Genomic DNA, 23,781 nt, shown 5'->3' on the forward strand with positions numbered 1-23,781 from the left:
TCATTCCATGACGAGGCGTCCGTTGCGGACCCTGGTGCCGGCCTGTTTGAGGCGGTGCAGCACCGGCACGACCTCGACCTGGTGCACGGCGGGAAGGACGCCGACCTTGGTGGTGATGAAGGTGTACAGGTCCTCGACGCTGCGGCAGGTCACGGTCACCAGCAGGTTGGCCGCTCCGGTGACGGCGGCGGTGAACGTGGTCTCGGGGTGCAGCGACAGCGCCTGGCCGGTGGCATGCAGCTCGCCGGGTGTGACGGTGAGCCAGAGGTAGGCGGTGGCGTGGAATCCGAACTGTGCCGGTGCGAGGTCCGTGGCGACGTGCAGGCCCCCGGAGGTCAGCAGCTCCTCCAGCCGGGTCGACACCCGTGACTGGGGCCAGCCGGTCGCTCTGGCCAGGACCACGACACCGATACGGCCGTCGCGGGCGAGTTCGGCCAGCAGGGGTGCGTCATCGTCGCGGATCGCGGCGTCGGGCCGGCCGACGGGGTCGGGCCGGCCGGTCCGTCCGGACCGCAGGACGGCGAGCTGGTCCGGGCTCAGCGGGTCGTCGAAGGCCAGCCACTTGGCGGTGCCGCCGACGTGCATGTGCAGGACGGCGAACGCGGTGAAGCTCAGGACCTGACTGGTCCGGGGCAGCCGGGCCAGGACGGAGCCGTGGGCGGTGTGCGGGTCGGTGAAGGCGACGCACACGATCTCCGAACCGCCGGAGGTGGTGCTGACCCAGGACACGTCGTCGCGGGCGGCGATCGCCTCGGCGAGGGTGCCGGCGGCGTCGGGGCGGCACTGCACGCGGACGAACCATCGTCGCCGCCCGGTGGCGCGGGAGTCCGGCAGCGCCCGCACGCGCAGTGCCCCGTCCGCGTGCAGCGCGCGGTGGCGTGTGGTCGATGATGCCCGTGGGGAGACGGTCGATGCCGAGGTCGTTGCCATCGCCAGGGATGCTCCCGGCCGGCGGGTGTATGACGTTCACTTTGTGACGGCGGCGGGTCAGGCCTGCGAGTCCCGCGTCGACTCCGGCTCCAACCCGCCGCCGCACGAGATCCACGTTGGCGGACGTGCGATGGTGCACCACTCCGCCTCCAACCCATGCAGCAGCTTCTTGTTGCGGGAGACGACGTATCCGTCGCGGTGGCCGTTCATGATTGTGGCGCCGATGGTGATCGCCGTCTGTCTCGTCGCGGTACGGCGGCTGCGGCCGCGCAAAAGACGACCGGTGACCTGCCCTGCCGCGCTACTGAAGTAAGCGCATGTGAGGGCAGGGCTCACATGTCGTCGGGCCAGCCCTGGTGCCATCGACATCGGTCGTCACCTGGACGCGCCGACCAACGACCGGAAACTTCTCAAACACGCTCTCAGGAGCCAGTATTTCCGCTGGTGGGCGCCAATATGCGAACGGCATGTTCGCGTTTGCCTGCGCTGGGCAGGAGGGGCTATGCAGGGAATATGCGAATCCTGGTGACCGGGGGAACCGGAAACGTCGGAAGGCTCGTCGTCGAGGAGCTCGTCCAGGCCGGCGTCATCGTGCGGGTGCTCAGTCGCCGCCCCGGCACGGTACTGCCCGGGGACGTGGAGGTATTCCACGGCGACCTGGCGGAGCCGGAATCGCTGCGCCCGGCGCTGCAGCACGTGGACCGGATGTACCTGTTCCCCTTCGCCGCGACGGCGCCCGACGTTGTCCACCTGGCCGAGCACTCGGGCGTCCGCCGGATCGTCACGCTGTCCTCCGGGGCGGTGACCACCGGACATGACACGAACTTCCACCTCCCCGTGGAGCAGGCGGTGCAGGCATCCGGCATGGAGTGGACCCACGTACGTCCCGGCGAGTTCATGCTCAACAACCTCTGGCTGTGGGGTCCCTCGATCCGGACCGAACGGGCGGTGCACGAGCCGTTCCCAGACCGGACCGGACGCCCCGTCCACGAACGTGACGTCGCCGATGTCGCCGCAGCCGCCCTCCTCGAGGACGGGCACCAGCACAGCGCGTACACCCTGAACGGCCCCGAGCTCCTCAGCCGACGCGACCAGGTACGGGCGATCGCCGAAGCCATCGGACAGCACATCCGCTTGGAAGTGGTGACCCCGGCCCAGGCCCGCGACCTGTACCTGGCCCAGGGCGGCTTCGCAGCGGCCTCCGCCGAGTTCCTCACCGGATTCCAGACCTACTCCGGCGCGGCTGCCGACCCCACAACAGTCCCCCAACCCGGCCCCGAGACGCTGGACCGGGCGCCCACAGCGCAGGACGTCACCGGCACACCCGCCCGAACGTTCACCGCCTGGAGCCGCGAACACGCCCGAGACTTCCTGGCTCCGAGCGAGCAGGAGCCATAGCCGCACCGCCCCCGGCGAACGAGGCCGCCGAGCCGCGCGGGTGACGGGGACGTGCGGGAGCGGCGGCAGATCGGTATGCCGGCTGCCGTTCGGCACGGCGCAGTGCTGGCTCGCGACGGGTGGCAGAATGCGCCCATGTCGATCTCAGCGGAACGCTCTCCGAGGGCTCGCATCGTCACGGCGTTGCTGCGGGACGGCAACCGGATACTGCTATGCCACCGATCTCCCCGGCGCCGCTGGTATCCCGACGTCTGGGACCTGCCGGGTGGTCATGTGGAGCCCGGGGAATCGCCTGGCGCCGCACTCGCTCGAGAACTCCGGGAGGAGTTGAACATCGATATCGCGGCGCCGTCGGGTCCGCCCGTGCACGAGGTGCATGCCGCCACGTCCGACATGCAGATCTGGTTGATCGAAGCGTGGACGGGGTCTCCGGTCAACGCCGCGCCGGACGAACACGATGCCATCGCGTGGTTCACCGAAGACGCGCTCGAAGCATTGCGCCTGGCTCACGACAGTTACCTCGGGATGTTCAGCAAGGTTCTTGCCGAGCATCGAGCCTGACCACGACCGAGCACGCGCTCTCATCGGCCACGAGCGTGCGTCAGGCCGGGCCCGGGCAGGCTTCGCCCGCGCACGGATTGTCACCGCGAGGACGTCGGCCACACCGCGATCCCCAGCACAACGACCGCCTCGCGGCTACTCCGTGCACCCGATCATGATGCTGGTACTCGGGCGGCCGGGGCGGAGCGAGATCTGCGGCGGGCGTTTCGTGATCGCGGCTCAGCTTTCATGCGTGGTACTGGGACCAGTCCATGTCCCAGACGGTCCAGCCGTCGCCGACCTCGAGACGTCGCTGGGTGTTGCGGGTGATGACCGGATCGCCGACGAGCGTGTTCTGGTAGAGCCAGCGCGCGTTCGCCATCGACACGTTCGTGCATCCGTGTGAGACGTTTCGCTTTCCCTGGTCGCCGACCGACCACGGTGCGGCGTGGATGTACTGCCCGCCCCACGTCAGTCGCATCGCGTACTGGACGGGGGTGGTGTATTCGGGCGTACGGAAGACCGTCGCCGCCTCTCGCGACATGATGACGGTCGTGCCGCTCGACGTCGGCGTCGATGCCTTGCCGAGACTCACCGGCACGGTCCGTACCACCGCGCCGTCTTGACGCACCGTCATCTGTTTCGTGGCGTTGTCGATGTCCATCACGAAGCTGCGTCCGATGGTGATGGCCGCGGTGAAGTCGGTGTCGCCGACCCGGTCGCCGATCTGGACGCTGTTGAGGGCCTTGCGGGCGGTGATTTTCGTGCCGGCCTGCCAGAACGACGCTGGCCGGTACATCACCTGACGCGCACCGAACCAGCGCCACGCACCGGGCTGCGGCGGGTCACTTTTCACGAACAGCCGCTTCTCGATCGCGGCGCGGGCCCCGACCGGCACGTCGGACCCGAACTGCACGACGATCGGCATGCCGACTCCGTAGGTGCCGCCGTTGGTCAGTATGAGGTCTGACCTGATGCTACGCCCGCTTGGCCTCGCACCCGTCGTGAATGTTGTCTGCCGCACGCTGTTGGTGTCCCCGGGACCGACCGCGGTGACAGTCGCGGTATACCTGGCGTCGGGACGCAATGGCGACGCCGGCACCCACGAGCTGCCGTCCTCGCGCATCTCCCCGGCGACCTCCTGGCCGGCGGTGTCAACGAGCTTGACCCCGGCGACCTTCCCGTTGTTGATCTGCATCCCGATCTCGGTGGTGATCGGTACGCCGTTGGTGCCCGGCGCCGGCGTGACGGCGATCTGGACCGCCGCCGGTGCGCTGCCCTTCAAGATGTCCGGTCGCGGTTCGGCGTCGCTGGTCCAGCTGCAGGCTGACAGTGCGAGCTGGACGGCCACCGCCAGCCCGACCAGTACGCCCGTCGTGCTTCTGGCGCGCATCGGTTCTCCTCCCGTCGTGCGTGTGCCGCTCGGATACGGGCCGGCATGGATGGTGTCCGGGGCGTGTGGCGCGACCAGACCTCACGTATCGTCGCGGCGGGCAGGGCGGGTCCGGGGCAGAGTCGGGGTGGGTTTCCGGATGGCATCAGTCCGATACCGGCGTGGACGGTCCACAGTGGAGTTCGGCCTCACCCGTCACGCCGGACAGGGCGAAGACCGTACGAGTGCGGGATTCACCCGGCGGAGCAGTTTCGCGACGGTGTCGACCGGAGATACCCCAGCGTCCCGGCGGGCACATTTGCCGGTCGTACGCACCGGACCGTGCCTGAATCGACGCCGAGCCGGGCCAGCCTGAGAGAGGACGCCTATGGAAGTCATTCGTGCCCCGGTGCCGGAGTCAACTGGCCTCGCGAGAGTGCTATTCCGGCATCGTGTGGATCGACCGGGTCCTCCGGGCACTGGAGCCGTCCCACCTGGTGACCTTCAGCGTCCAGTTCAGCCCTGGCGCGCGAACGGCCTGGCACCGCTGCCCGTATGGGCGGGTACTCCACTTCCTGTACGGCGTGGGCCGGGTGCAGCGCCGGGGTGGCCCGGTCCACGAGGTACGCGCCGGAGACACGATCATCGCCGCCGCCGGCGAGTGGCAATGGCATGGCGCCGCACCGAACACGTTCATGGCGGTGGTGTCGACCCACGAGACCGGCCCGGACGGCACCGACACCGAGTGGGCCGAGCGTGTGACCGACGCCGAATACCTGCTGCCACCGCTCAACTCGACGGTCCCGCGCCAAGGCGCGGATCGGGTCGCGCACCGTGAAGCATGCTGGTAACAGCCCTGGGCCCCGGCCTGGGATCCCCCACCGTCACAGCGGGGATCCCAGGCCAGGGCATCCAAGCGCCCCGGGTCCCCATAGCCGACACCCGTGTGACCCGCCCGAGCGGGATCGTGGCTGACGGCTGCAGTGGCCAGTTCCTGTGGGGGTGTTGGCGGGTCAGTGTCGGTTGTTCAGGCCGGCAAGCCAGATAGCTGTAAACAGCACAGCGGATCGTTCGGATCGAATGACAATTCACGTCCCGAAACGGCGTTCGATTCACTATCGACCCAATTATGGCGGTAGCCGTGAACATCGACTTCGGCCGTTGTCGGAGCGATGCCTGCGCCACATCCTGGGCGTTCAATCGACGCCGATCGAGGGAGTGACGATGCGTAGAAACGGTTCGGCGAGGTCCGGGCTGCTGGTCGTGCTACTGGCCGTCGGCGGGTGCGGCGCGGGCGACCGGCCGGATGACACCGACCGCGCAGGCCAACCTGCCGCGGCCGCAACGTCCGGTCCGGCGACGTCATCGACATCCTCGGCGCCGCTGAGCCTGCAGGCGACGTTCACCGCCCCGAAGCCCGACCACGTGCTGCAGGTCGAGGTGCGCTCGGCCACCCGCACCGGCGACCGGATCACCCTGGTGCTCGCCGGCACCTACGGCGGCACCCGAACCACCCAGTGGAGTTCCACCACGATCAAGGCCGGCATCGGGACCGCGAATTGTCAGGTGAGTGCCGACCCCGGCTTCCCCACCGGGACGCATCGTCCAGGCAGTGTGGTCACCGGCACCTGGGCACTGACCTGCCGGGGCGACGGTCCGGTTCGGCTGGTGGTCGACCCGTTCGGCGGACTGCTCGACTCGGACACCAGCTTCAAGATCGAGCTGCGCTGACATCATGCGGTGACCGTCGAGCGGACCGGGCTCTCTGCAAGCCGCGACCTTCTCCGGTGAGCAGACCCAAGCCGGTCAGGCGACCGCCGCCACCGCGCTGCTCCAAGAGGCCATGCGGCGGCAGATCCGGGCACCTGAGCATCATCGAGGTCCGCAAATCGACCTACTGCCAAACCAATGCCTGGTCACCGCTGACCTTCGTTGTCGAGCAGGCGGAACAGCCGGGCGCCCTGTTGGTTGCATCGCTGTCCTGCGCCCATCCCGGCAACTGGATCGGATTGCCGAGCCGGCCGGCGTTGCCCGGGACGGTGGCTGCAGGCGTCCGCCAGGCCCTGGCCACCGGTTGGCGGCCTTCGCGGCCGGGACCCGCCTTCAAGTTGCTCCTGAACAACTCGTCGCACGGACGGTGACGGCCGAGCCGTCGGGCGCCGCGCACACGGCGGCATGCGTGGACGGCTGATCTTGGCGTTAGCCCGGGTCATTCGTTAAGGGCTGCCCACATGCTGGGTCGATAGAGAACAGGTGCCATCTGAGCTGGGAAGATAGGACTTGTCGAGGGTCCTTATCCATCCGCCCGGAGGGCACCTGCATGGTGAAGCGTACCGGAACGCGTCCGAGGATTGTGGTGTCCGCCGATGGTCGTGGCGTCGTCGGTCATGCCGGTGCGCGCCTGCTCACCGACGTCGCCGATGTGACCGGTCTGACCGGCGCGTGCAGTGAGGCGCTGGCCGGGTTGCGGCAGCGTCGTGGCGGCCACGACCCCGGCCGGATCGCAGTCGATCTGGCGGTGACGCTCGCCGACGGCGGCGAAGCGATCTCGGACCTGGCCGTGCTCCGCGACCAGCCGTCCCTGTTCGGGGCGGTCGCGTCCGATCCGACCGCGTGGCGACTGCTGTCCATCATGGACAGTGCAGTGCTACGCCAGTTCGCCATCGCGCGAGCACAAGCCCGCGAAATCGCGTGGGCACAACGGATCGACACACACGGCGGCCTGCCACAGACCACCGCCGCCGGCCTCCCCGTCCCAGGGCTGACCCTCGACCTGGACGCCTCCATCGTGATCTGCCATTCGGAGAAGGAAGCAGCGACCCCGACCTGGAAGAAGAATTTCGGCTACCACCCGCTGTTCTGCTTCCTGGACAACACCCGCGAAGCGCTGTCCGGACTGTTGCGTGAGGGCCGGGCCGGGTCGAACACCACCGCCGATCACATCACCGTCCTGGACGACGCCCTCACCCAGATCCCCGACCACCACCGGCACGGCACCCCGATCCTGATCCGATCGGACTCCGCCGGCTGCACCCAAGGACTCCTCACCCACATCCGCAACCTGCGCGCCACCGGCGTCGACGCCCGCTTCTCCGTCGGCGTCGCGATCACCGAACCCATCCGTCAGGCCATCCTCACCGCCAAACAGCACCTGCAATGGGTCCCGGCCCTCGACAGCGACGGTGAACCCCGCGACGGCGCGGACATCTGCGAACTGACCGGCCTCGTCCCCGACGACGGCTACCCGCCCGGCACCCGGTTCATCGTCCGCCGCGAAGAACCGCACCCCGGCGCGCAACTCTCCCTGTTCGACACCATCGAAGGACTCCGCCACCAGGTGTTCGCCACCGACACCCCACCCGGCAACGGATCAGTGCAATACCTCGAGGCACGCCACCGCGGCCACGCCCGCGTCGAAGACCGCATCCGATGCGGCAAGGACACCGGCTTCGGCCGGTTCCCGTCCCGCGTCTTCGCGATCAACCAGGCCTGGCTGCAACTCGCCCTCACCAGCATCGACCTGCTCGCCTGGACCCAGATGCTCCTCCTCAACGGAACCCTCGTAACCGCCGAGCCGAAGAAACTGCGCTACCGACTCCTGCACGTCGCCGCCCGCATCACCCACACCGCCCGCCAGACCCAGCTCCGAATCGCCGAAACCTGGCCCTGGGCAACAGACCTCGCCACCGCGTTCACCCGACTCAACGAGCTACCACGCCCGACCGGCTGACACCCGCACCCGATCACGTCGACACCGCGGAGGAAACCGGCCAACACGCCGGAACCTCGGCACGCCCGCGCGGCCCACCAATCCGAGCAAAGATCAAAAAGCTGCTCCCAGTCGCCATGATCAACTGATAACGAAAGGCCGAGGTTAGTAGGCTGGCGGGCTGAACCGTGGAGATGCCATTGACAGACGTATGCAAGCTGATGTGACTGGAGGGGGATCGCATGCTGATGTCTACCCTGGCCGAGCCGCCCGGTCTGGTGTACGAGGTAAAAGGGCTCGTCTTCGCGAACGCCAATCTCAACGCGAACTTCGGCGGCAAGATGCCGAAAATGGTCAAGTCTCTGGTGGAGCAGGCTCAGCAGCTTGGCGCGAACGGCATCGTTGACATCAGGACCGCTGTGGGCGGCGATCATGGATGTTGCGTGATGACCGGGACAGCCGTTCTGATCGCAAACCCGCCAGGCCCGCCGTACCTCGGTGCGCAGCTGCTGGACGCCACCAACGGCGCCCAGATCGGTGTTGTCGCCGCAGGAGGCCCCGCAGAACGACACGGGCTGCGCCAAGGCGATGTCGTGACGCACGCCGACGGCGCGGTATCTGTCAAGTCAAATGAGACATTTGATGTCAAGTCTTCTGTAGTTCCTCGGCTGGTTGGTTGATCCAGCTGTGGTCGGGGATCTGGGGCGGGCGGGGTCGTCGGGCGAAGCGTTCGGGGTGGGCGGCTTGGGCGGTGTCGAGGGTGTGCTGGCGGGCGGCGTCGATCGGGCCGGTGGTCGCGAAGTGCACGGATGCCGGGGTGTGCCAGCCGATCCCGGAGTGGCGGTGGACGTGGTTGTACTCGGTGAAGAATCCGTCGCAGAACGCCCGTGCGGCCGGTAGGTTCGGGAATGAGCCGGGGAAGTCGTGCAGGTATTTCAGGGTTTTGAACTGCGCTTCGGAGAATGGGTTGTCATCCGATATCCGGGGTCGGGAGTGGGTTCTGGTGACGCCGAGGTTGGCCAGCAGCGCGGATACCGGCTGGGAGGTCATCGAGGTGCCGCGGTCGGCGTGGACGGTGTGCGGGATCTGGCCGTTGCGGGTGATGGCTTCGTCGATGAAGTCGCGGGCCAGGACGGAGTCCTCGGCGGCGGCGAGGATCCAGCCCGGGTTGTAGCGGGAGTAGATGTCGATCAGGACGTACAGGTGGTACCAGACGCCTTTGGCCGGTCCGCGGAGCTTGGTGATGTCCCAGGTCCAGACCTGTGACGGGGCGTCGGCGACGAGTTCGGGTTTGACCTTGGCCGGGTGGGTGGCCTGACGGCGTCGCTCCCTCGTCTGTCCCGCGGCGGCGGCGATGCGGTACATGCTGGAAAGCGAGCACCAGTAACGGTTTTCGTCGAGTTCACGGATCCAGATCTGCCCGATCGACAACTCGGCGTAGCCGGTCTGGTTGATCACTTGCAGGACCGCGGCCCGCTCCGCGGTGTCCAGTGCCTGCGGGCCCGGCTGACGTCGTTGCCTGGGTCCGAGGACCGGGCCGCGGGCGTGGCGGTAGTGGGTGGCCCGCGAACGTCCGACGAGCCGGCAGGCCGTCCGCACGGGCGTGCCGGCCTCGGTGAGGGCGTTCAGGGTTTGTTCGATCAGCGGCTCGATGACGGCGGTGTGTCCGTGCTCTCGGCCAGCGATGCCAAGAGCTCGTGCGCTTTTCCCATGATCGACAACGCGGCCTGGGTCTGGGCGAGTTTCGCGTTCAGCCGGGCATTCTCGGCGCGTAACCGTTCGGTCTCGCGTTCGGCCCGCGACAGGCGGGCCGTCGTCGCCGACGTGTTGACGGAACCATTCGCCGGTCCGGCCGGCGTGGCGGTGTTGCGGGCACGGGTCCATTCCTGCACGTGGGAATGGAACAATCCTTCCCGGCGCAGGACCGCGGACTTCTCGCCGTGCGGCGCGGCCTCATACTCGGCCACCACCTTTGCTTTGTACTCGGCGGTGAAGCTACGCCGGGTCGGACGCGGAGCCGGATCGACCGGCCCGGACCCGTTGGTCTCGGGCGCCTGCTTGTTGCTGCTCACGTACGCATCTCCAGTCACGCCCTACAAGCCAACCCCGATCGCCGGGGTGTCTCACGACAGCCTGACAGGGAGGGGCGAGGTTTTGACCGGCGCCGCCGCATTGATCGAAAAGAAGAATGCGGCAAAGCCTGGGGATCAACTTGCGCTGACGATATGGCGAGACGGGTCGACCGCGAGCCTCGCCGTTGTACTCGGTCTCAGACCGGAGTGAGCCGAACCAGCGATACTGGTGTCACGACGGACGAGAGCCGTCCGGTGCCGCCCAATGTGCATGATCCAGTGAGGTGATCTCAACAATTAGGTAGCCGTGTTCGAAATGTGTGAGCACGAGCGTGGCCCTGGCGATGTCGCCGATCTTCGTCGGTGAGGCGGTGACGTGTTCTTACTGATGGTCTTCTCATGGCACCGGTCGGTGTCGATGACTTTGCTGTCGAGGATGACGTGGGACCAGCCCTCGGCCTGAACCCGGTGCAGGGCGTCGGTCAGCTCGGGAGGCCGGCCGGACAGCAGCGACAGGACCTCGTCGCGGTAGCGGTAGGCGGTTGCCCGGCTGATGCCGAACCCGGCGGCGAGGACCCGCAAGTCCACGCCTCGGTCCCGGAACCACACCAACGCGAAGACTGCCTGCCGCCAGCAGGTCAGCGCCCTGGTCTGTCTGCGGATGCCCAACGCACGCCGGCGCGCGGCCAGCAGCCGCGACACGTAAGCGACCAGTTCCCGAGAACGTCCAGCATGGCACGATAGGCGATCACGTGGGTTCTCACCGTGTGGGTGATCTTGTGGTGAGAACTGCCTACCGGGGCCCCACGCCCTGATCAAGCATCGCCCGAACTGACCGATACGCCGTGTCGTTCCGGGTTAACCAGGTGCGCCGCACTCCTCGGGCAGCACGACGTCGCCATCCGGTCCGGCACGGCCCAGCCGTCGGTGGTGGACCGGTCGTTTATAGGATGTTCCGCACTCGACTCGCTGACTCAAACCTTGCGCGAAGAGTCCGCCGAAGCCACGAACGACCATGCCGTGTCGTCGACGATTGGTGCGGACTCATGCCGTTCGGAAGGGTTGCATGGAACGCACGAGCAGGCCGCCCCAGGTGCTCGCCACCGTCGTCGCCGTGCCGGTGGCGATCATCACCGGTGTGGCGGTCTGGATGATCAGCCGGCCGCAGCCCATGGGTGAGAGCCGTCCGGTCCCCACCGCACCGCTGCCCGTCTCGGCAACACCCGGGTCCCAGCGGGCCGCAGTGTGTCAAGCCCTGGTTGGCAGCCTGCCGATGAACCTCCTGGAAGCGACACGCCGTCCCGTCGCTGCGCCCAACGACAGGTTCGCCGCGGCTTTCGGAGAGCCGCCGATCATCGTGTGGTGCGACACCGCCAAGCGATGGGTGGCGAAGGAGGACATGGTCTACCTGGTCTCCGGCACATGCTGGGCGACGCACCCGACCGGAAGCTCAACCACCTGGACCACCGTCGACCGGAACACGGCTGTCGGCGTCTCGGTGCCGAACCACTACACGTCCCAGAGCCAATACGTCGAGGCGCTCGCCGGTGCCGTGCGGGACACGCTGACCAAGTCAGAAGACATGCCGTACGGCTGCCGCCCGGAGGTCGCTGCGACAGCAAGTTGACCGGCGAGCAATCAGTACCACTCAATGTAACCTTTCACGAGTGCCATGATCGAATGCTAACGAAGGACCGGGGTTAGCCGCCATTGCTCGCTGAGATCACCTCAGTGCACGACTTTCGGCAGTTCAGTGCGTCAGGCCGTGCCGGGGGTTCGTCACGCGGTGCCACGATCGGTCTCGGGCCAACGGGCGTTGTCTGCGGCAGATGGGCGCGCTGTGTCACGGTGGGCGAGATCGTCAGGCCCTTGTCGGTGGCGGCTTGCGAGCTGATGTCCGGGACATCTGCGGCGTGACAGTGGCCGGCGGCGACGTGCCGAGATCGTCGCGGTAGGCCAGCCCGGCCGCGTCCATCGCGGCTCGCAGGTGGCGAAGGGCGTAGGGTCCCACTCCGTGCAGTGCCCGCACCTCGCCCTCGGTGAGTTCGGCAACCTGTTCCAGGCGGACCACGCCGTGCGCGGCGAGCGCCCGGGTCGCGGCTGCGCCGAGGTGCGGCATCGGGATGCCCGGCTCCCCTACCGGTCGGCCGGGGTTCGACCGGGGATGACCCTCGTGGTCCAGGACGGCGGCGCCGCGCGCCGAGAGCCGGTAGCCGATGTCGAGCGATTCGGTCAGGCCGCGCTCCTTGAGCTTGCGCACGTTCTGCTTGAACGCCGGGGTGTCGCGCCCCAGCCGTTGCGCGAGGTCGGGCGCCCGGGTGGCCGGAAGTTCGTCGATCAGCAGCAGCGTTGCCCGGGTCCAGGGTCCGGTCGGCGAGGCCCGGTCGAGCCGGTCGAGCCACGCGACGATCGCGTCGATCTCCGCGGCATCGGGTACCGCCTCACGCAGCGCGTGCCGCGGGTCGGCACCGGCGTACCGCAGCCCGATCCGATACACCGGCCGGTCGGGGTGCACGCGGTCCAATCCCTGCCGCAGCGCGGCCAGCGACACCGCGCCGGCCCGGCGGGCGTCCGCGGCAGTCAGCGACCTGACCGGTACGCGGTCGACAGACGTGACCTCGACCAGTCCGACTGCCGTACGCATCCGGGTGCCGACCCTGACGCGAGGCAGTTCCCACCGACGGAACGCCACGTCGATCTCACCGGCACGGATCGCCGCCAGTTCTGCGGGACGCATCTGCATGCCCTAGTCCAACACATCGCGGCTCGCCCGGACCACGGCATGACAGCGCGTCAGTCGGGCGAGCACCTGGGCCCGGCAAATGTCGTCGCCGGCGTCTCGAGTTCACAGAGCTGAGAAAAGGTGCGAATCGTCGATGCCCGCCTGGTTTGACCGGTTGCCTGGCACGCTCGATGATGTCCCGGTGCAGGATTCCGCGGACACGACTGAACCGCCGGAGCGATGGCTGCGATGGGCGGTCGCCGCCGCCGCGGTGACGACCGGTGTCGTCGTGGCGGCCGTAGGGACGCTTGCGTGGATGTTCGTGTCGCCGATGCTGTCGTTGTTCGTCGTCCCCGAGTGCACCGAACACGACCGGCGGCTCACCGAACAACTCGTGGCCGACCCGGTCCTCACCCAACTGCGGCCCGGCCTGACCCGCACGAGCGAGGGCCACGCGGCGCCGTGCGAGCGTGCCAGTGACACGTCGGGCATCGCCACTGCCACCGTTGACGCTGATCCGTCCGTCACCCGGGATGCGGTGATCGCGCACTATCGCGGCCTGCTCGAAGACGGCGGATGGACCGTCGCGGCTGACCGCAGGGCCCCCCTGCTCTGCGCCGACCGCCGGTTCGACAACCAGCAGGTCCTGTTCGTCCTGCACGGATCGGACAACTCGACGCAGTACCAGCCGGAGATTGCCTTCCTTCCCCACCGACAGGACCTCGGCTGTAGCTAGCAACGTTGGCGGTTTTCGGGTTGCGGGTGACCCACGCGCAGCGGGACCGGTGTTTCGGGTTGCTGCGTTCCGCTGGGGATGTGTGGGCGTGTGTGCTGGAGGTCAATCATTGGCGGTGGCGGCATGTCGCGGCGCCGGTGGTGTCGTATCAGGCGTTGTGCCGCCAGGTTCAGGCTGCTTCTGGTGATTCGTGGTGGCTTGCGCCACGACGGCTTCCTCGCTGCCATGACCGCCGTCTGTCGACGTCTTCGGCAACCGGATCGCGGCGAGGACACCGGCACTCGCGATCACTGTCATGAGCGCGAACACGACGCTGAACGCCAGGGTCGGAGACGCCCGCAATCCGGCCAGAATCGCGCCGGTGGCCGCCACGCCTGTGACCGCCGCGACTTGCCGGATCGTGCTGAACACTCCTGAGGCCGCACCGGCGTCAGCGGCGTTCACCGATGCCATGGCGGCAACCGACAGCGGCGACCAAGCCACGGCGTTCGCGATGCCGAGCACCACCGCTGCGGGCGCTGCCCACCAAGGATCAACGCCCAGCACGACGACAAGCCCGATGAGCATCAGGCTCGCGGCGAGGAGCACCATCCCCAGAATCGCCGGACGGCGTGGTCCCACGCGGTCGACCCATCGCCCTGCCGCAGGTGACAACAGGGCCGCAACGACGGCGTCCGGGGTCATCACCACAGCGGCCTGCAGCGGTCCCAGCCCCCGCACATCCTGCAGATACAGCATCGTCGGCAACGCCATCGCGATGACGACGGTACCCAGGGCCGCCACCGCGCCGCTCGCCGCGAGGAACCCGGCCGAGCCGAAGACGGCCGGAGGGGCCAGCGCTGCTGAACCGATCCGGCGCTGCCGAACGACGAAACCGGCCAGCAGCGCGACAGCGATCGCCCCGGCGGCGGCGATCACGGGCGCCGGGGTGTCGCGCCACGCGAGCAGTGCCCAGACAAGAACCCCGAGGCCCATGGTGCTGAGCAACGCTCCCAGCAGGTCAAGGCTTGCGGTGTGGCCCCGGCTGCTGGGAATCCAGCGCAGCCCCATCAGGAACGCGGCACAGCAGATCGGAACGTTGACCAGGAAGATCCATCGCCAGTCGAGTGCCGCGGTCAGCAGGCCCCCGAGGAGCGGACCCAGCAGCGCGCCCGCCGACGCGACCGTGCCCCACAGGCCGAGCGCGCGCCCGCGCTCGTCGGCGCCGAACAGCCGGCGAATGAGTGTGAGTGCCTGGGGTGCCATCGCAGCCGCCGCCAGCCCCTGAACCACCCGGAACACGACGAGCCAGCCAACCGACGGCGCCAGACCACACAGCGCCGACGCCCCTGCGAAACTCCCGATCCCGGCCAGGAACACCCGTCTGGGGTCGTAGCGATCGCCGAGCCGCCCGGCGACGAGCAACGGGACCGAGAACGCCAGCAGATACCCGGCTGTCACCCAGAACAGCCCCGCAACGCTTGCGTGCAGGTCCTGCTGAATACGCGGGCTCGCGACCGCCACGATCGTCGCATCAAGGAGAATGACGAAGAACCCTGCCAGCAGCGCAGCCAGCCCTGCCCACTTGTTCGTCACCGAATCTGCGGTCTTGCGCCGACCCGTCCCAACATGCCCCGCAGGCAACGGCACCTTCCACCTCCAACCTCCAGACCCAACCATGGTGACTTGCGTAGCGCGGGTCGCGGCTACGAGCGGATGGAGCTGGAAGCTGTGCCTGCGGCGGGTGCTGAGGCGAAGTCACGCACGCATGCTGGCCGCGTTGGCCGTATCCGCTTACGCTGCCGGGATGTTCTCCGCGATCTTCGACGGTATCGGACGTCATCCGCGTCCGGTGATCGGTGGTGTGGTCGTCGTCGCGGTGGGGTTCGCGGGGGTGCAGCAGCTGGCGGCGCCGGGCAGCGACACCAGGTACGCGATTCCGGCGCTGCTGTCGTTGCTGGCGGTCGGGTGCGGCGTGCTGATACTCGTCGCGCTGGTCCGGCCGCGGCCGGCGGCGTTCGTCGTCGATGCCCAGGCGTCCGCCTTTCGTACCGTGTCGCAGCCGGGCCATGTCTTCAACGCCGCCTCCAGCGTGTTGCTGAGCGCGACCATGGTCACGTCCCGGGTCGTCGCGCCTGACCTGGACGGCGCTCCCGGCTGGGACCGGATGTCCAGGACGTTGGATGTGCTCGCCGTCGTGCTGGTCGCGCTGTCGGCGATGGCTGTCGCAGCGGTGTGGCGCGGCAGCGGTCTGTGGCTGCGACCGGACGGGCTCATGGAACGCAACCCGCTCGGCTCCCTCACCGTGCCGTGGGACGCACTGTCGACGCGCTCACTGCCGTCGACCACGCAGTCTGCCCAGTCATTGCGGCTCGGGTACACCCGGCCCGACCTGGTTCGCCGCTACGGACTGGCCATCATCCGGCGGCGGATCAGCACGGACACCGTCAACGCGTTGTTCCTCGTGCACACCCTGCACCACTACCTCACAAAACCTGAGCAGCGGCAGACCATCGGCACCGAACCCGGGTACGCCGAACTGCTGCGGGCGCTGCACGGCGCGACGCCGCGTCAGCCGACCGGCGGATTGCCTGCGACGGGCCCCGGGAGCGAGGCATCGGCTGGATGATGCTCGATGAACGACAGACGACTGCCGCGCTGCCATCGATTCACGACCGCGGCGTGGGAGGGACCTGCGTGCGGGCTCCTGCCAGGTTCCGGAGTACCGGGCAGATCCGGCAGACGTCAAGCCGGCGCTCGGGTGCATCGAGGACCTCGCCGGGCAGGCCGACGAACTCGACGCGAACCGGGTGATCTTCCGCCGGCTTCCGCCCCTCACGTGCGACCCGGTCGGGCCGAACCGGGGACTGCTCGCGCTCGCTGTCGTGATGCTCGTTGCGGGGCTGGCGCTCGCTGGCGGGACGCCGATCCTGTTGTCGCGGAACCACGACAAAGCTCAACGGCTGCGTGCCACCGGAGTGGCCGTCGACGCCTCGGTCACCAGTTGGTCCGCGCAGCAGCGCAGCAACGCGGCGGCAGATTACATCAGGCTGACCTACACCTACAACGGCGTGCGGTATTCGTCCCAGACTCGATGCGGCGGCAGCGGCGGGTGCGCCGAACCACCTGGGCTGACGCTGCGGATCTGGGTTGACCCGCAAGACCCCGACGAATTCGTGACCAGCGACGGCAACACCGACGACTCGAACCTTGCCACCAGCCACCTCCTTCTGCCGGCTGGCTTCATGACACTGGTCGGCGGTCTCGGCATCTGGGTCGCCACGGCGTTCCGATCGATTCCGCGTCGCGGGCGCCGGCGAGCGTGAGGCCCGATCAACCGGCCCGCCTCCCAACCACGATCAGGTACACGCACATCGGCCAGATGCGTGCAGCTGATCAAGGCTTGCCGCTGCATCAGAAGCCGTCGCCCGGCCGTACTGAGGGGTAAAGGTCCGGGCGAAGGCAGAAAGGGACGTTCCGCATACTGACAGGGCAGCGAGGTTCGATCCGGCCGATTGTGATGTGGTCGAGCCGGACAGCGGTGGCGGCGGGCGTGCATAAGGGGCATCGTCGTGGTTATGCGATCTTCTCACCGCGCGCGGGTGTCGGCACTGCTGGTCGGCCTTGGTCTCGGGTTGACGGCGTGCGGCGGGAACTCCGCGCCGCAGGCCTCCTGGTCGGGGGCGCCGTCGTCGGGCCAGCAGCCGGCCGGGGGCGCGTCGCCTTCGGTGTCGCCGGCGCCGAGCGGTAAGCCGGTGCACGTGCGACTGTACGAGAAGGACGGCGCGACGTACGGCGTGGGCATGCCGATCATCGCGTACCTGTCGGCGTCGATCACCAGCGCCAAGGACTTCGACGCGGCGACCCAGGTCACCGTCGACGGGGCGCCGGCCCAGGGCGCGTGGTACTTCCAGAAGTCCACGATCTACGCCGGCTACCCGATCGAGGCACACTACCGCCCCGCCGAGTTCTGGCCGGCGCACGCCGAGGTCGCCATGAACCTTGACACGAAGGGCAAATCGGGCGGGGCCGGGCTGGTGTACGACAACAGCCTGACCCTCGACATGAAGACCGGGCCGGCGAACGTCGGCAAGGTCGACGGCAAGTCCCTGCGGATGGTCGTGACCTCCGACGGCAGGCAGGTCTTCGACTTCCCGGTGTCGCTGGGCAAGGCGGGTACCCCCACGTTCAACGGCACCAAGGTCGTCATGGAGAAGAAGGCGGTCGAACACATGGTCGGCGACGGCTATGACGAGCAGGTGCCGTGGTCGGTACGGGTCACCAACTCCGGCGAGTACGTCCACTCGGCCAGCTGGAACGGCGGCAACATCGGCCAGCGCAGCACCTCCCACGGCTGCACCAACCTGACCGAGGCAAACGCCAAGGCGTACTTCGACTTCGCCCAGGTCGGCGACCCGATCACCTACACCAACACCGGAGGCCCGACGATGCCGACCTGGGACGGGTACGGCGACTGGAACGTGCCCTGGAACACCTGGCAGGCGGGCGGCGCGGTGCCGGCCAACTGACGCACCTCCGGGCGAACGTCGACATCGCAGCCCGCAGACGGCCGCGGCGCCTTCCAGCACGCGGGTCGCGGCATAGTGCGGACACCGCTGTTGCGCACCGGGCGGCACAATACCGGCCATGACCCGAGCGCGATCAAGCCGGCAGCGTCGGAAATGGACCTGGCGGTGGTTCGCGCTCCTGGCATTTCCGTTCGCGGTTACGTTGATCGGCATCGCGGTCCTGCAGCCGCTGCTTCGATCGTGGGTCATCGCCGGTGCGTGCGAACTTTCGTGCCACCCGGCTTCCATGGCGGCGTTCGGTTGGGCGACCTGGGGATTGTTGCCCACGCTGTGCATGCTGTTGCTGACGCGGCCACCGACGGGCCGCCTCGCACGGCGAGTCGTTCGAGATCTCACTGTGGTCGCTGTCGTCTCCGCGTTGATCTTCTTACCCGCTAGCGACGGCGACTGGCACTACGACCAGCTCCTCGGCGCTGATCGACCGGTGCGTGCGTTCGCCGACGGCGCGCTCTCCGCTGCATGCGCCATGATGGTCACCGTGTGCAGCGCAGGTGCGGCCGTGGTGATTGCCGAGCGCATAACGGGACGTCGGCGCCGACAGCTGGCCTCGGCAAAAGCCGTCAGCGCCGCCGACTTGGCCGTCGCGCTGATCGGCACCGCCGTGCTCAGCGGACTCGCCGCTCTGGCGACAGCGCTATCGCTCGCCTGAAGCGGTCACGGACTGCACCGCGAGCAGCACCAGCCAGTCAGGTACCGATCGACCGAGACACTCGCTCATCGGCATGACGGCACGCCTCATGCCCGCGCGGGCCATCGAGACGGTCTGCGACGGAACGTGACGCGCTTGCCGGGTCCAGAGCGCTCGCTGTATGCCAGATCCGGACGTCCGGGTCGCCGCGGCCTTCCGATCTCAGATCCGGGTCATGGCGGAGGCGTAGCCACCTCCGCCAGGGTAGGTCCATTCGCCGGTGACCGTAGTGTCGTCGGCGTTGAACGTGCCCTCGTAGTAGGCGGGGCTGCCTTTCGCGTCGGCCCAGATGGTCAGCTTGTCGCCGACAAGTTCGTAGACGTAGTCGAAGGTGTTGCCGGCCGTGTCGTAGAACCGCGACACCACGTCGGCGCCGGCCGGCTCACCGAACGGGTGCAGGTTGCCGATGACTTCCAGCCCGGTGACGGCCTGGCCGAACTGGCTCAGTTCGACGTGCTGAAGCAGGAAGAACCGGCCGGCCATCCATTCGTACCGCACGGTTCCCTCGGCGCCGCCGGTCACCGACCAGGTGCCGACCAGACGGTTCAGGGCGGTCAATTCGGCGCTCGGCTTGGTGTTGTCAGACATCGTGTCCTCCTCGGTGGGTGCTTGCCGGTACCTCGAAGGCGACGCCCGGGCTTTGACATCGACGTGATGTGACCCGGGTCACCCCTCCTGAGCGTCAAGGTTCGCGGTGCGGCCACGAGGTAGCGCAAACACCCACCGAGGAGGAAGTCATGGACACCATCGCCGCCACCGTTCCCGCCGTCCGCCGCTCGTCCGACCGCCTGCTCCTCGCCGGCAGCCTTGCCGGACCGGTCTTCTTCGCTTCGGCCGTGACGCAGATGCTCACCCGGGACGGCTACGACATCACGCGGCATCCGATCAGCCAGCTGGCCACCGGAGGTCTCGGCTGGATCCAGATCACCACGTTCGTGCTCGCCGGCCTCGGTGGGATCGCCCTCGCCGTCGGTGTCCAACGCACGCTCACCGAGGGCACCGGTCGGCGCGTGCTGCCGATCTTCGTCGGGATCTTCGGTGCTGGACTCGTCGCGGCGGGGGTGTTCACCATGGATCCGGAGTACGGCTTCCCGGCAGGGACTTCTGACGGGCCGGCCGGCGAGATGTCCTGGCACAGCATCGCGCACTCGGCGGCGGCCGCGATCGCCTTCACCGCACTGGCCGTCGCGGCCATCGTGCTGACCATTCGTCAGGTCCGTCGGCGGGCTGCCCTGCCGGCGGTGCTGAACGGCCTCGCCGCGCTCATCCTGCTGATGCCGATGTCGCCGAGTCACATGAGTATCCAGATCGCCGTGAACGGGCTGGTCGCCTTCACCTGGACGACGGTCGTCGCCCTTTCCCTGCGCCGTTCGAGCTGATCGGCGTACCGTGATCCGAGCCCTGCGAGTACGAGGATGACCATGAAGTATTTGCTGCTCAGCTATACGCCGGTCGCCGCCTGGGACGCCGCGACCGCCGACACTCCGTCCGAGGAGGCGCTGGCCGCGTTCGCCGCGTACCAGCGGTTCGAACAGGAGCTGATCGAGACCGGCGAGTTCGTCAGCAGCGAGGGACTCGGTCACCCAGCGGTCAGCACCACGATCCGCAAGACCCCGTCCGGCGTGGTGGCCACCGACGGCCCGTTCGTCGAGCTCAAGGAGGTTCTGGCCAGCTTCGCGGTAATCGACGTGGGCAGTCAGGAGCGCGCCGTCGAGATTGTCTCGAGAATGGTCGAGGTTCTGGGCGAGCCGATGGAGATCCGGCCGATCATGGGCGCGGACTTCACGGCGTGACCCCCGCATCCAGCGTCGCCGGACGGCGGCAGACCGGGAGGGCATGCGAGCGGCGGTACCGGCGTGACGCCTGACATCGAGAACCTGCTACGCACCGAGGCACCGCAGGTCCTCGGCGCGCTGGTGCGGCGCTTCGGCCAATTCGACGCCGCCGAGGATGCGGTGCAGGAAGCACTGCTCGTCGCAAGCCGGGCATGGCCGACAGACGGCGTGCCGGAGAACCCGCGGAGCTGGCTGATCCGGATCGGGTACCGGCGGATGGTCGACCTACTCCGCACCGACCAGGCCCGACGCCGCCGCGAGCGGCACGCCGGCACAAGCGAACTGGCGATGCGGGACCCGATGCGCCAGGCAGCCCCCGCGCTGGAAACCGACGACAGTCTCACGCTCCTGCTGCTGTGCTGCCACCCCGCGCTGAGCCCCACCTCTCAGGTGGCGCTCACCCTTCGCGCGATCGGCGGTCTGACAACCACGGAGATCGCACACGCCTACGGGACGACCGAGAACACCATGGGCGCCCGGATCAGCCGCGCCAAACAGCAACTGGCCCGCGTCGGCGCCCGGTTCACCCCGCCGACCAATGCCGACCGCGACAGCCGGATGAACGCCGTCATGCAGGTGCTCTACCTGATCTTCAACGAGGGCTACACCGCCTCCACCGGAGACGAACTCGCCCGCGTGGACCTCACCCGCGAGGCGATCCGGCTGACCCGCATGCTCCGCGACTCCCTGCCGGACGACCCCGAGGTGACCGGGCTGCTCGCCCTGATGCTGCTGACCGACTCGCGGCGCGCTGCCCGCACCGACGGCGACGGGCTCGTGCCGCTGGACGAGCAGGACCGGACCCGGTGGGATGCCGAGCTTATCCGCGAGGGCACCGAGCTGATCGACGGCGTCTGGCGGCGGCGTGAGGTCGGCACCTACCAGCTGCAGGCGGCGATCGCGGCCGTCCACGCTGCGGCCGCGTCGCCGGACCGGACGGACTGGCCACAGATCGCGGCACTGTACCTCGGTCTCGAACGGCTCAATCCGACCGCGCTGGTACGGCTCAGCCGGGTAGTCGCAGTCGCGCACGCGTACGGGCCGGCCCGGGGGCTGGCCCTGCTCGACGACCTCAACCGGGGCTATCACCTGGACGAGGAACCGCTGACCCGGCAACGCGAACGCGCCGTTCGCGCACATCTGCTTGAGATGACCGGTGACACGACCGGCGCGGCGGCACAGTACCGCGAGGCAGCCGCCCTTACCCAGAACCAGGTCGAACAGCGGTACCTCCAACGCCGAGCCCACCGTCTCGGCTGACTGCTCGCCGGCGGCGTCCGCATGTCGGCCACGAGCGAGCACCGCTGCTGCGTTCGACGCACCGGCGTCGCCGCCACGAAGAGTGACGATCTCCGTGACGGCCGCCGCGCCCGATCGGCGGCGTGACAGGATGGTGCTGAGCTCGGGCCAGTCCGGTCGATTGCCTTCACCGCACACAGCGGAGATGTCGTGAAACGTCGGTACGCCGAATACCGGCCCGTGAGGCCGTGGCGCCGGTTTCGGCGTCATGCCCAGCCGTTCCGCAGTGTGCAACTGAACCTGGTCGGCTGGTCGGCGGTCGCGGTGCTGTGTCTGGCCGGCGCGGGAATTGGTTACGGCGGGAGCCGGCTCGTTGATCTGCCGACCGGCCCCTGCCTGGCCGGAGGTGCCGTGGCGGTACTGGCCGGCCTGATCATCCTGGATCGTCGGCGGTGGGCCCGGCTCCGTGAGCATGGTGCGACCGAACACTGACCGCTACGCCGCTGCACCATCTCTGCACGGCGGCCGGATCGCCGCCGCCCAGCTCAAAGCAGCGTTACCCTCCCTGCCGGTTGTTCATCGTCTGCCGGGAGGGGTGTCGGCGTATGAGCCGTGTGCGCGCACGTGATCATGCGGCGGCCGGCGCAGGCTCAGGCCGACGGATCTCGGCATGTGCGGAAACGTGGCGCCGCTGGCAGTCGGTGACGAGCGCTTCGCGGCCATGACCGACTGGATGTCGCCGTACCACCGGTCCAGGGACTCGCCGCCGGGCACCCGTTCCGCGACGAGCAGCCAGGCGACGCCGACTACGCGCCCGTCGACCTCGGCGACGAACGGCAGGTGCGTGTCCGTGTGGGCGGCCACCCAGTCGGTGTACGCCGCGAGCCTGTCTGCGTCGATGCCGCGCAGTCCGCGAGCACGGCCGCATCCGCGACGCCGGCCCTCCGCACAATCACCCGGCGAGTCTAGGCGAGTTCGTCGCCGATGGTGCCTCGGCCTGGAGCAGGGAGTTGCAAACCCGCGCCGGCCTACCCACCACCGGTCGGGAGACCGTGCCAGGGGTTCTCGCGTCGCCACACCGTCGGGAAGTGCAGCGGCACCGCGTCCGCCGCGGCGAGCTCGTCCAGGACCCGCATGCTGACGTCGAGGTCGTCGCCGAGGTACGGCAGGGCTCGCAGCGGCCGGTCGAGGGGCCTGAAGAAGTCATCCCAGTGGGTCAGCACGACCCGCTGGGCGCCCACGGCACGCACCGTCTCGTCCCAGTAGGCCCGGATGTACGCCTCGCGCTGCAAGTCCAGCTGGCCGACGCCGAGGTACACCACGTCGGCCCGGTGGCCCTGCAGCAGGCCGGGTACGAAGCCGGCGCTGCCCTGCAGGAGTGCGGTCCGGCCGCTCGCGTGCCGCACGAGGATGGACCAGGCTTCGCCGCACCGGTAGGCGCCCACCCGCACCGGCGGCACCACCGGCTCGGTGATCGTGCCCGGGAACCGGTCCGGCGGGCAGTGCTCGGACACGAGGTGGGTCACCGTGAACGGGCCGTGCGTGTCGGGCCGGCCGGGCGTCACCACCCGGATCCGGTCCTCGGCGAGGCCGTGGCCCCGCCCGATGTTCGCGGTCGACTCCCCACCGACGAGCAGGGCACCGGTGCGCTCAGCGACGAGCGCGGCGTCGAGCGCGTGGTCGAAGTGCGTGTGCACCGGCAGGACGGCGGCCAGCCGGTCCACCCCGGCGCGGGCGAGGGCGGCGTCGACCAGGGCGGTCGAGGGCCGGAGGCGGCCGAGCAGGAGCCTGCGCAGCGGGTACCGGCTGAAGAACCCGTCCGTCATCACCGCCGCCGACCCGTCGTCGATGAGCAGCGTGGAAACACCGAGGAATGTCACGCTCAGCCCGGACCCGTCCGCGGCCGGCACGTCGAACCGGTCGCGGTACCGGTTGATGTCAGGACGTCCAAGCTTCCAGCGCATGTGCCGAC

At 68.7% G+C, this 23,781-nt stretch carries 26 protein-coding genes; 16 read left to right on the top strand and 10 right to left on the bottom strand.

Going from position 1 to position 23,781, the window contains the following annotated elements; genetic code table 11:
- Positions 1 to 843 (bottom strand): Lrp/AsnC ligand binding domain-containing protein, encoded by an 843-nt coding sequence (locus tag OHA72_RS45485; RefSeq protein ID WP_327002324.1) that lies wholly within the window; start codon positions 841 to 843, stop codon positions 1 to 3.
- Between the two features lie 37 nt (positions 844 to 880).
- On the opposite strand from OHA72_RS45485, the gene OHA72_RS45490 reads away from it, so the two are divergent.
- From OHA72_RS45490 to OHA72_RS45500, 3 genes are all read left to right on the top strand, one after another.
- Positions 881 to 1,243 (top strand): hypothetical protein, encoded by a 363-nt coding sequence (locus tag OHA72_RS45490; protein ID WP_327002325.1) that lies wholly within the window; start codon positions 881 to 883, stop codon positions 1,241 to 1,243.
- Between the two features lie 200 nt (positions 1,244 to 1,443).
- Positions 1,444 to 2,328, top strand: a complete 885-nt coding sequence (locus tag OHA72_RS45495; protein ID WP_327002326.1) for an SDR family oxidoreductase — start codon at positions 1,444 to 1,446, stop codon at positions 2,326 to 2,328.
- 135 nt (positions 2,329 to 2,463) lie between these two features.
- Entirely contained in the window at positions 2,464 to 2,889 is a 426-nt protein-coding gene (locus OHA72_RS45500) for an NUDIX domain-containing protein (RefSeq protein WP_327002327.1), read from the top strand.
- Between the two features lie 226 nt (positions 2,890 to 3,115).
- Here the strand turns inward: OHA72_RS45500 and OHA72_RS45505 are convergent, their stop codons facing one another.
- On the bottom strand, positions 3,116 to 4,261 hold the full coding sequence (locus OHA72_RS45505) for a L,D-transpeptidase (RefSeq protein WP_327002328.1): 1,146 nt from the start codon (positions 4,259 to 4,261) through the stop codon (positions 3,116 to 3,118).
- A gap of 431 nt (positions 4,262 to 4,692) precedes the next feature.
- Between OHA72_RS45505 and OHA72_RS45510 the strand changes: the two genes are divergently transcribed.
- The 4 genes from OHA72_RS45510 (at position 4,693) to OHA72_RS45525 (ending at position 8,629) form a co-directional block, all read left to right on the top strand.
- The gene (locus tag OHA72_RS45510; RefSeq protein ID WP_327002329.1) at positions 4,693 to 5,091 is read left to right on the top strand and encodes a cupin domain-containing protein; all 399 of its coding nucleotides are present in this window, start codon (positions 4,693 to 4,695) and stop codon (positions 5,089 to 5,091) included.
- A gap of 373 nt (positions 5,092 to 5,464) precedes the next feature.
- A complete protein-coding gene (locus OHA72_RS45515) occupies positions 5,465 to 5,971 on the top strand; it encodes a hypothetical protein (protein ID WP_327002330.1) in 507 nt (168 codons plus the stop codon).
- A gap of 589 nt (positions 5,972 to 6,560) precedes the next feature.
- Positions 6,561 to 7,970 carry an IS1380 family transposase gene (locus tag OHA72_RS45520; RefSeq protein WP_327002331.1) on the top strand — a complete coding sequence of 470 codons (1,410 nt, stop codon included), beginning with the start codon at positions 6,561 to 6,563 and terminating at the stop codon, positions 7,968 to 7,970.
- A gap of 221 nt (positions 7,971 to 8,191) precedes the next feature.
- The gene (locus tag OHA72_RS45525) at positions 8,192 to 8,629 is read left to right on the top strand and encodes a PDZ domain-containing protein (protein ID WP_327002332.1); all 438 of its coding nucleotides are present in this window, start codon (positions 8,192 to 8,194) and stop codon (positions 8,627 to 8,629) included.
- Here OHA72_RS45525 and OHA72_RS45530 read toward each other — a convergent pair.
- From OHA72_RS45530 to OHA72_RS45540, 3 genes are all read right to left on the bottom strand, one after another.
- Positions 8,595 to 9,548: a DDE-type integrase/transposase/recombinase gene (locus tag OHA72_RS45530; RefSeq protein WP_327002333.1), complete on the bottom strand. Its 954-nt coding sequence runs from the start codon at positions 9,546 to 9,548 to the stop codon at positions 8,595 to 8,597. The genes OHA72_RS45525 and OHA72_RS45530 overlap by 35 nt on opposite strands.
- A 41-nt stretch (positions 9,549 to 9,589) precedes the next feature.
- Positions 9,590 to 10,021, bottom strand: coding sequence for a hypothetical protein (locus OHA72_RS45535; protein WP_327002334.1), 432 nt, complete (start codon positions 10,019 to 10,021; stop codon positions 9,590 to 9,592).
- A gap of 297 nt (positions 10,022 to 10,318) precedes the next feature.
- Positions 10,319 to 10,609 (bottom strand): helix-turn-helix domain-containing protein, encoded by a 291-nt coding sequence (locus tag OHA72_RS45540; protein WP_327002335.1) that lies wholly within the window; start codon positions 10,607 to 10,609, stop codon positions 10,319 to 10,321.
- 478 nt (positions 10,610 to 11,087) lie between these two features.
- On the opposite strand from OHA72_RS45540, the gene OHA72_RS45545 reads away from it, so the two are divergent.
- Complete coding sequence (locus tag OHA72_RS45545) at positions 11,088 to 11,648, top strand: DUF3515 family protein (protein ID WP_327002336.1); 561 nt, start codon at positions 11,088 to 11,090, stop codon at positions 11,646 to 11,648.
- Between the two features lie 234 nt (positions 11,649 to 11,882).
- Here the strand turns inward: OHA72_RS45545 and OHA72_RS45550 are convergent, their stop codons facing one another.
- Positions 11,883 to 12,764, bottom strand: coding sequence for a hypothetical protein (locus tag OHA72_RS45550; protein WP_327002337.1), 882 nt, complete (start codon positions 12,762 to 12,764; stop codon positions 11,883 to 11,885).
- A gap of 154 nt (positions 12,765 to 12,918) precedes the next feature.
- Here OHA72_RS45550 and OHA72_RS45555 point away from each other — a divergent pair, with 154 nt between their 5' ends.
- Positions 12,919 to 13,479 carry a hypothetical protein gene (locus OHA72_RS45555; RefSeq protein ID WP_327002338.1) on the top strand — a complete coding sequence of 187 codons (561 nt, stop codon included), beginning with the start codon at positions 12,919 to 12,921 and terminating at the stop codon, positions 13,477 to 13,479.
- Positions 13,480 to 13,581: 102 nt separating this feature from the next.
- Here OHA72_RS45555 and OHA72_RS45560 read toward each other — a convergent pair whose 3' ends face one another.
- The gene (locus OHA72_RS45560; protein ID WP_327002339.1) at positions 13,582 to 15,054 is read right to left on the bottom strand and encodes an MFS transporter; all 1,473 of its coding nucleotides are present in this window, start codon (positions 15,052 to 15,054) and stop codon (positions 13,582 to 13,584) included.
- On the opposite strand from OHA72_RS45560, the gene OHA72_RS45565 reads away from it, so the two are divergent.
- The 4 genes from OHA72_RS45565 to OHA72_RS45580 all read left to right on the top strand — a co-directional run bounded on the left by OHA72_RS45565 (position 15,044) and on the right by OHA72_RS45580 (position 18,696).
- Positions 15,044 to 16,087, top strand: coding sequence for a hypothetical protein (locus OHA72_RS45565; RefSeq protein WP_327002340.1), 1,044 nt, complete (start codon positions 15,044 to 15,046; stop codon positions 16,085 to 16,087). The genes OHA72_RS45560 and OHA72_RS45565 overlap by 11 nt on opposite strands.
- 259 nt (positions 16,088 to 16,346) lie before the next feature.
- Complete coding sequence (locus OHA72_RS45570) at positions 16,347 to 16,784, top strand: DUF3592 domain-containing protein (protein WP_327011784.1); 438 nt, start codon at positions 16,347 to 16,349, stop codon at positions 16,782 to 16,784.
- Positions 16,785 to 17,219: 435 nt separating this feature from the next.
- Positions 17,220 to 17,987: a L,D-transpeptidase gene (locus tag OHA72_RS45575; RefSeq protein ID WP_327002341.1), complete on the top strand. Its 768-nt coding sequence runs from the start codon at positions 17,220 to 17,222 to the stop codon at positions 17,985 to 17,987.
- Between the two features lie 118 nt (positions 17,988 to 18,105).
- Entirely contained in the window at positions 18,106 to 18,696 is a 591-nt protein-coding gene (locus OHA72_RS45580) for a hypothetical protein (protein ID WP_327002342.1), read from the top strand.
- 201 nt (positions 18,697 to 18,897) lie between these two features.
- On the opposite strand, the gene OHA72_RS45585 is transcribed toward OHA72_RS45580, so the two are convergent.
- Positions 18,898 to 19,323: a hypothetical protein gene (locus OHA72_RS45585; protein WP_327002343.1), complete on the bottom strand. Its 426-nt coding sequence runs from the start codon at positions 19,321 to 19,323 to the stop codon at positions 18,898 to 18,900.
- A 149-nt stretch (positions 19,324 to 19,472) separates the two neighbouring features.
- On the opposite strand from OHA72_RS45585, the gene OHA72_RS45590 reads away from it, so the two are divergent.
- The 3 genes from OHA72_RS45590 to OHA72_RS45600 all read left to right on the top strand — a co-directional run bounded on the left by OHA72_RS45590 (position 19,473) and on the right by OHA72_RS45600 (position 21,830).
- Complete coding sequence (locus OHA72_RS45590) at positions 19,473 to 20,114, top strand: DUF998 domain-containing protein (RefSeq protein ID WP_327002344.1); 642 nt, start codon at positions 19,473 to 19,475, stop codon at positions 20,112 to 20,114.
- Between the two features lie 42 nt (positions 20,115 to 20,156).
- Entirely contained in the window at positions 20,157 to 20,528 is a 372-nt protein-coding gene (locus OHA72_RS45595; protein WP_327002345.1) for a YciI family protein, read from the top strand.
- 63 nt (positions 20,529 to 20,591) lie between these two features.
- Positions 20,592 to 21,830 (top strand): RNA polymerase sigma factor, encoded by a 1,239-nt coding sequence (locus OHA72_RS45600; protein ID WP_327002346.1) that lies wholly within the window; start codon positions 20,592 to 20,594, stop codon positions 21,828 to 21,830.
- A gap of 555 nt (positions 21,831 to 22,385) precedes the next feature.
- On the opposite strand, the gene OHA72_RS45605 is transcribed toward OHA72_RS45600, so the two are convergent.
- Both OHA72_RS45605 and OHA72_RS45610 read right to left on the bottom strand, forming a co-directional pair.
- Complete coding sequence (locus OHA72_RS45605) at positions 22,386 to 22,673, bottom strand: hypothetical protein (protein WP_327002347.1); 288 nt, start codon at positions 22,671 to 22,673, stop codon at positions 22,386 to 22,388.
- A 164-nt stretch (positions 22,674 to 22,837) separates the two neighbouring features.
- Positions 22,838 to 23,773 carry an MBL fold metallo-hydrolase gene (locus tag OHA72_RS45610; RefSeq protein ID WP_327002348.1) on the bottom strand — a complete coding sequence of 312 codons (936 nt, stop codon included), beginning with the start codon at positions 23,771 to 23,773 and terminating at the stop codon, positions 22,838 to 22,840.
- Between the last annotated feature and the right edge of the window lie 8 nt (positions 23,774 to 23,781).

Origin of the sequence: Dactylosporangium sp. NBC_01737, assembly GCF_035963215.1 — a bacterium.
Classification (GTDB): Bacteria; Actinomycetota; Actinomycetes; order Mycobacteriales; family Micromonosporaceae; genus Dactylosporangium.

Excerpts from the sequence above, each read along its gene's own strand:
- OHA72_RS45495 (WP_327002326.1), top strand. The coding sequence starts at position 1,444 with ATGCGAATCCTGGTGACCGGGGGAACCGGAAACGTCGGAAGGCTCGTC.
- OHA72_RS45500 (WP_327002327.1), top strand. The coding sequence starts at position 2,464 with ATGTCGATCTCAGCGGAACGCTCTCCGAGGGCTCGCATCGTCACGGCG.
- OHA72_RS45505 (WP_327002328.1), bottom strand. The coding sequence starts at position 4,261 with ATGCGCGCCAGAAGCACGACGGGCGTACTGGTCGGGCTGGCGGTGGCC.
- OHA72_RS45515 (WP_327002330.1), top strand. The coding sequence starts at position 5,465 with ATGCGTAGAAACGGTTCGGCGAGGTCCGGGCTGCTGGTCGTGCTACTG.
- OHA72_RS45520 (WP_327002331.1), top strand. The coding sequence starts at position 6,561 with ATGGTGAAGCGTACCGGAACGCGTCCGAGGATTGTGGTGTCCGCCGAT.
- OHA72_RS45525 (WP_327002332.1), top strand. The coding sequence starts at position 8,192 with ATGCTGATGTCTACCCTGGCCGAGCCGCCCGGTCTGGTGTACGAGGTA.
- OHA72_RS45545 (WP_327002336.1), top strand. The coding sequence starts at position 11,088 with ATGGAACGCACGAGCAGGCCGCCCCAGGTGCTCGCCACCGTCGTCGCC.
- OHA72_RS45550 (WP_327002337.1), bottom strand. The coding sequence starts at position 12,764 with ATGCAGATGCGTCCCGCAGAACTGGCGGCGATCCGTGCCGGTGAGATC.
- OHA72_RS45570 (WP_327011784.1), top strand. The coding sequence starts at position 16,347 with ATGCTCGTTGCGGGGCTGGCGCTCGCTGGCGGGACGCCGATCCTGTTG.
- OHA72_RS45580 (WP_327002342.1), top strand. The coding sequence starts at position 18,106 with ATGACCCGAGCGCGATCAAGCCGGCAGCGTCGGAAATGGACCTGGCGG.
- OHA72_RS45585 (WP_327002343.1), bottom strand. The coding sequence starts at position 19,323 with ATGTCTGACAACACCAAGCCGAGCGCCGAATTGACCGCCCTGAACCGT.
- OHA72_RS45590 (WP_327002344.1), top strand. The coding sequence starts at position 19,473 with ATGGACACCATCGCCGCCACCGTTCCCGCCGTCCGCCGCTCGTCCGAC.
- OHA72_RS45595 (WP_327002345.1), top strand. The coding sequence starts at position 20,157 with ATGAAGTATTTGCTGCTCAGCTATACGCCGGTCGCCGCCTGGGACGCC.
- OHA72_RS45610 (WP_327002348.1), bottom strand. The coding sequence starts at position 23,773 with ATGCGCTGGAAGCTTGGACGTCCTGACATCAACCGGTACCGCGACCGG.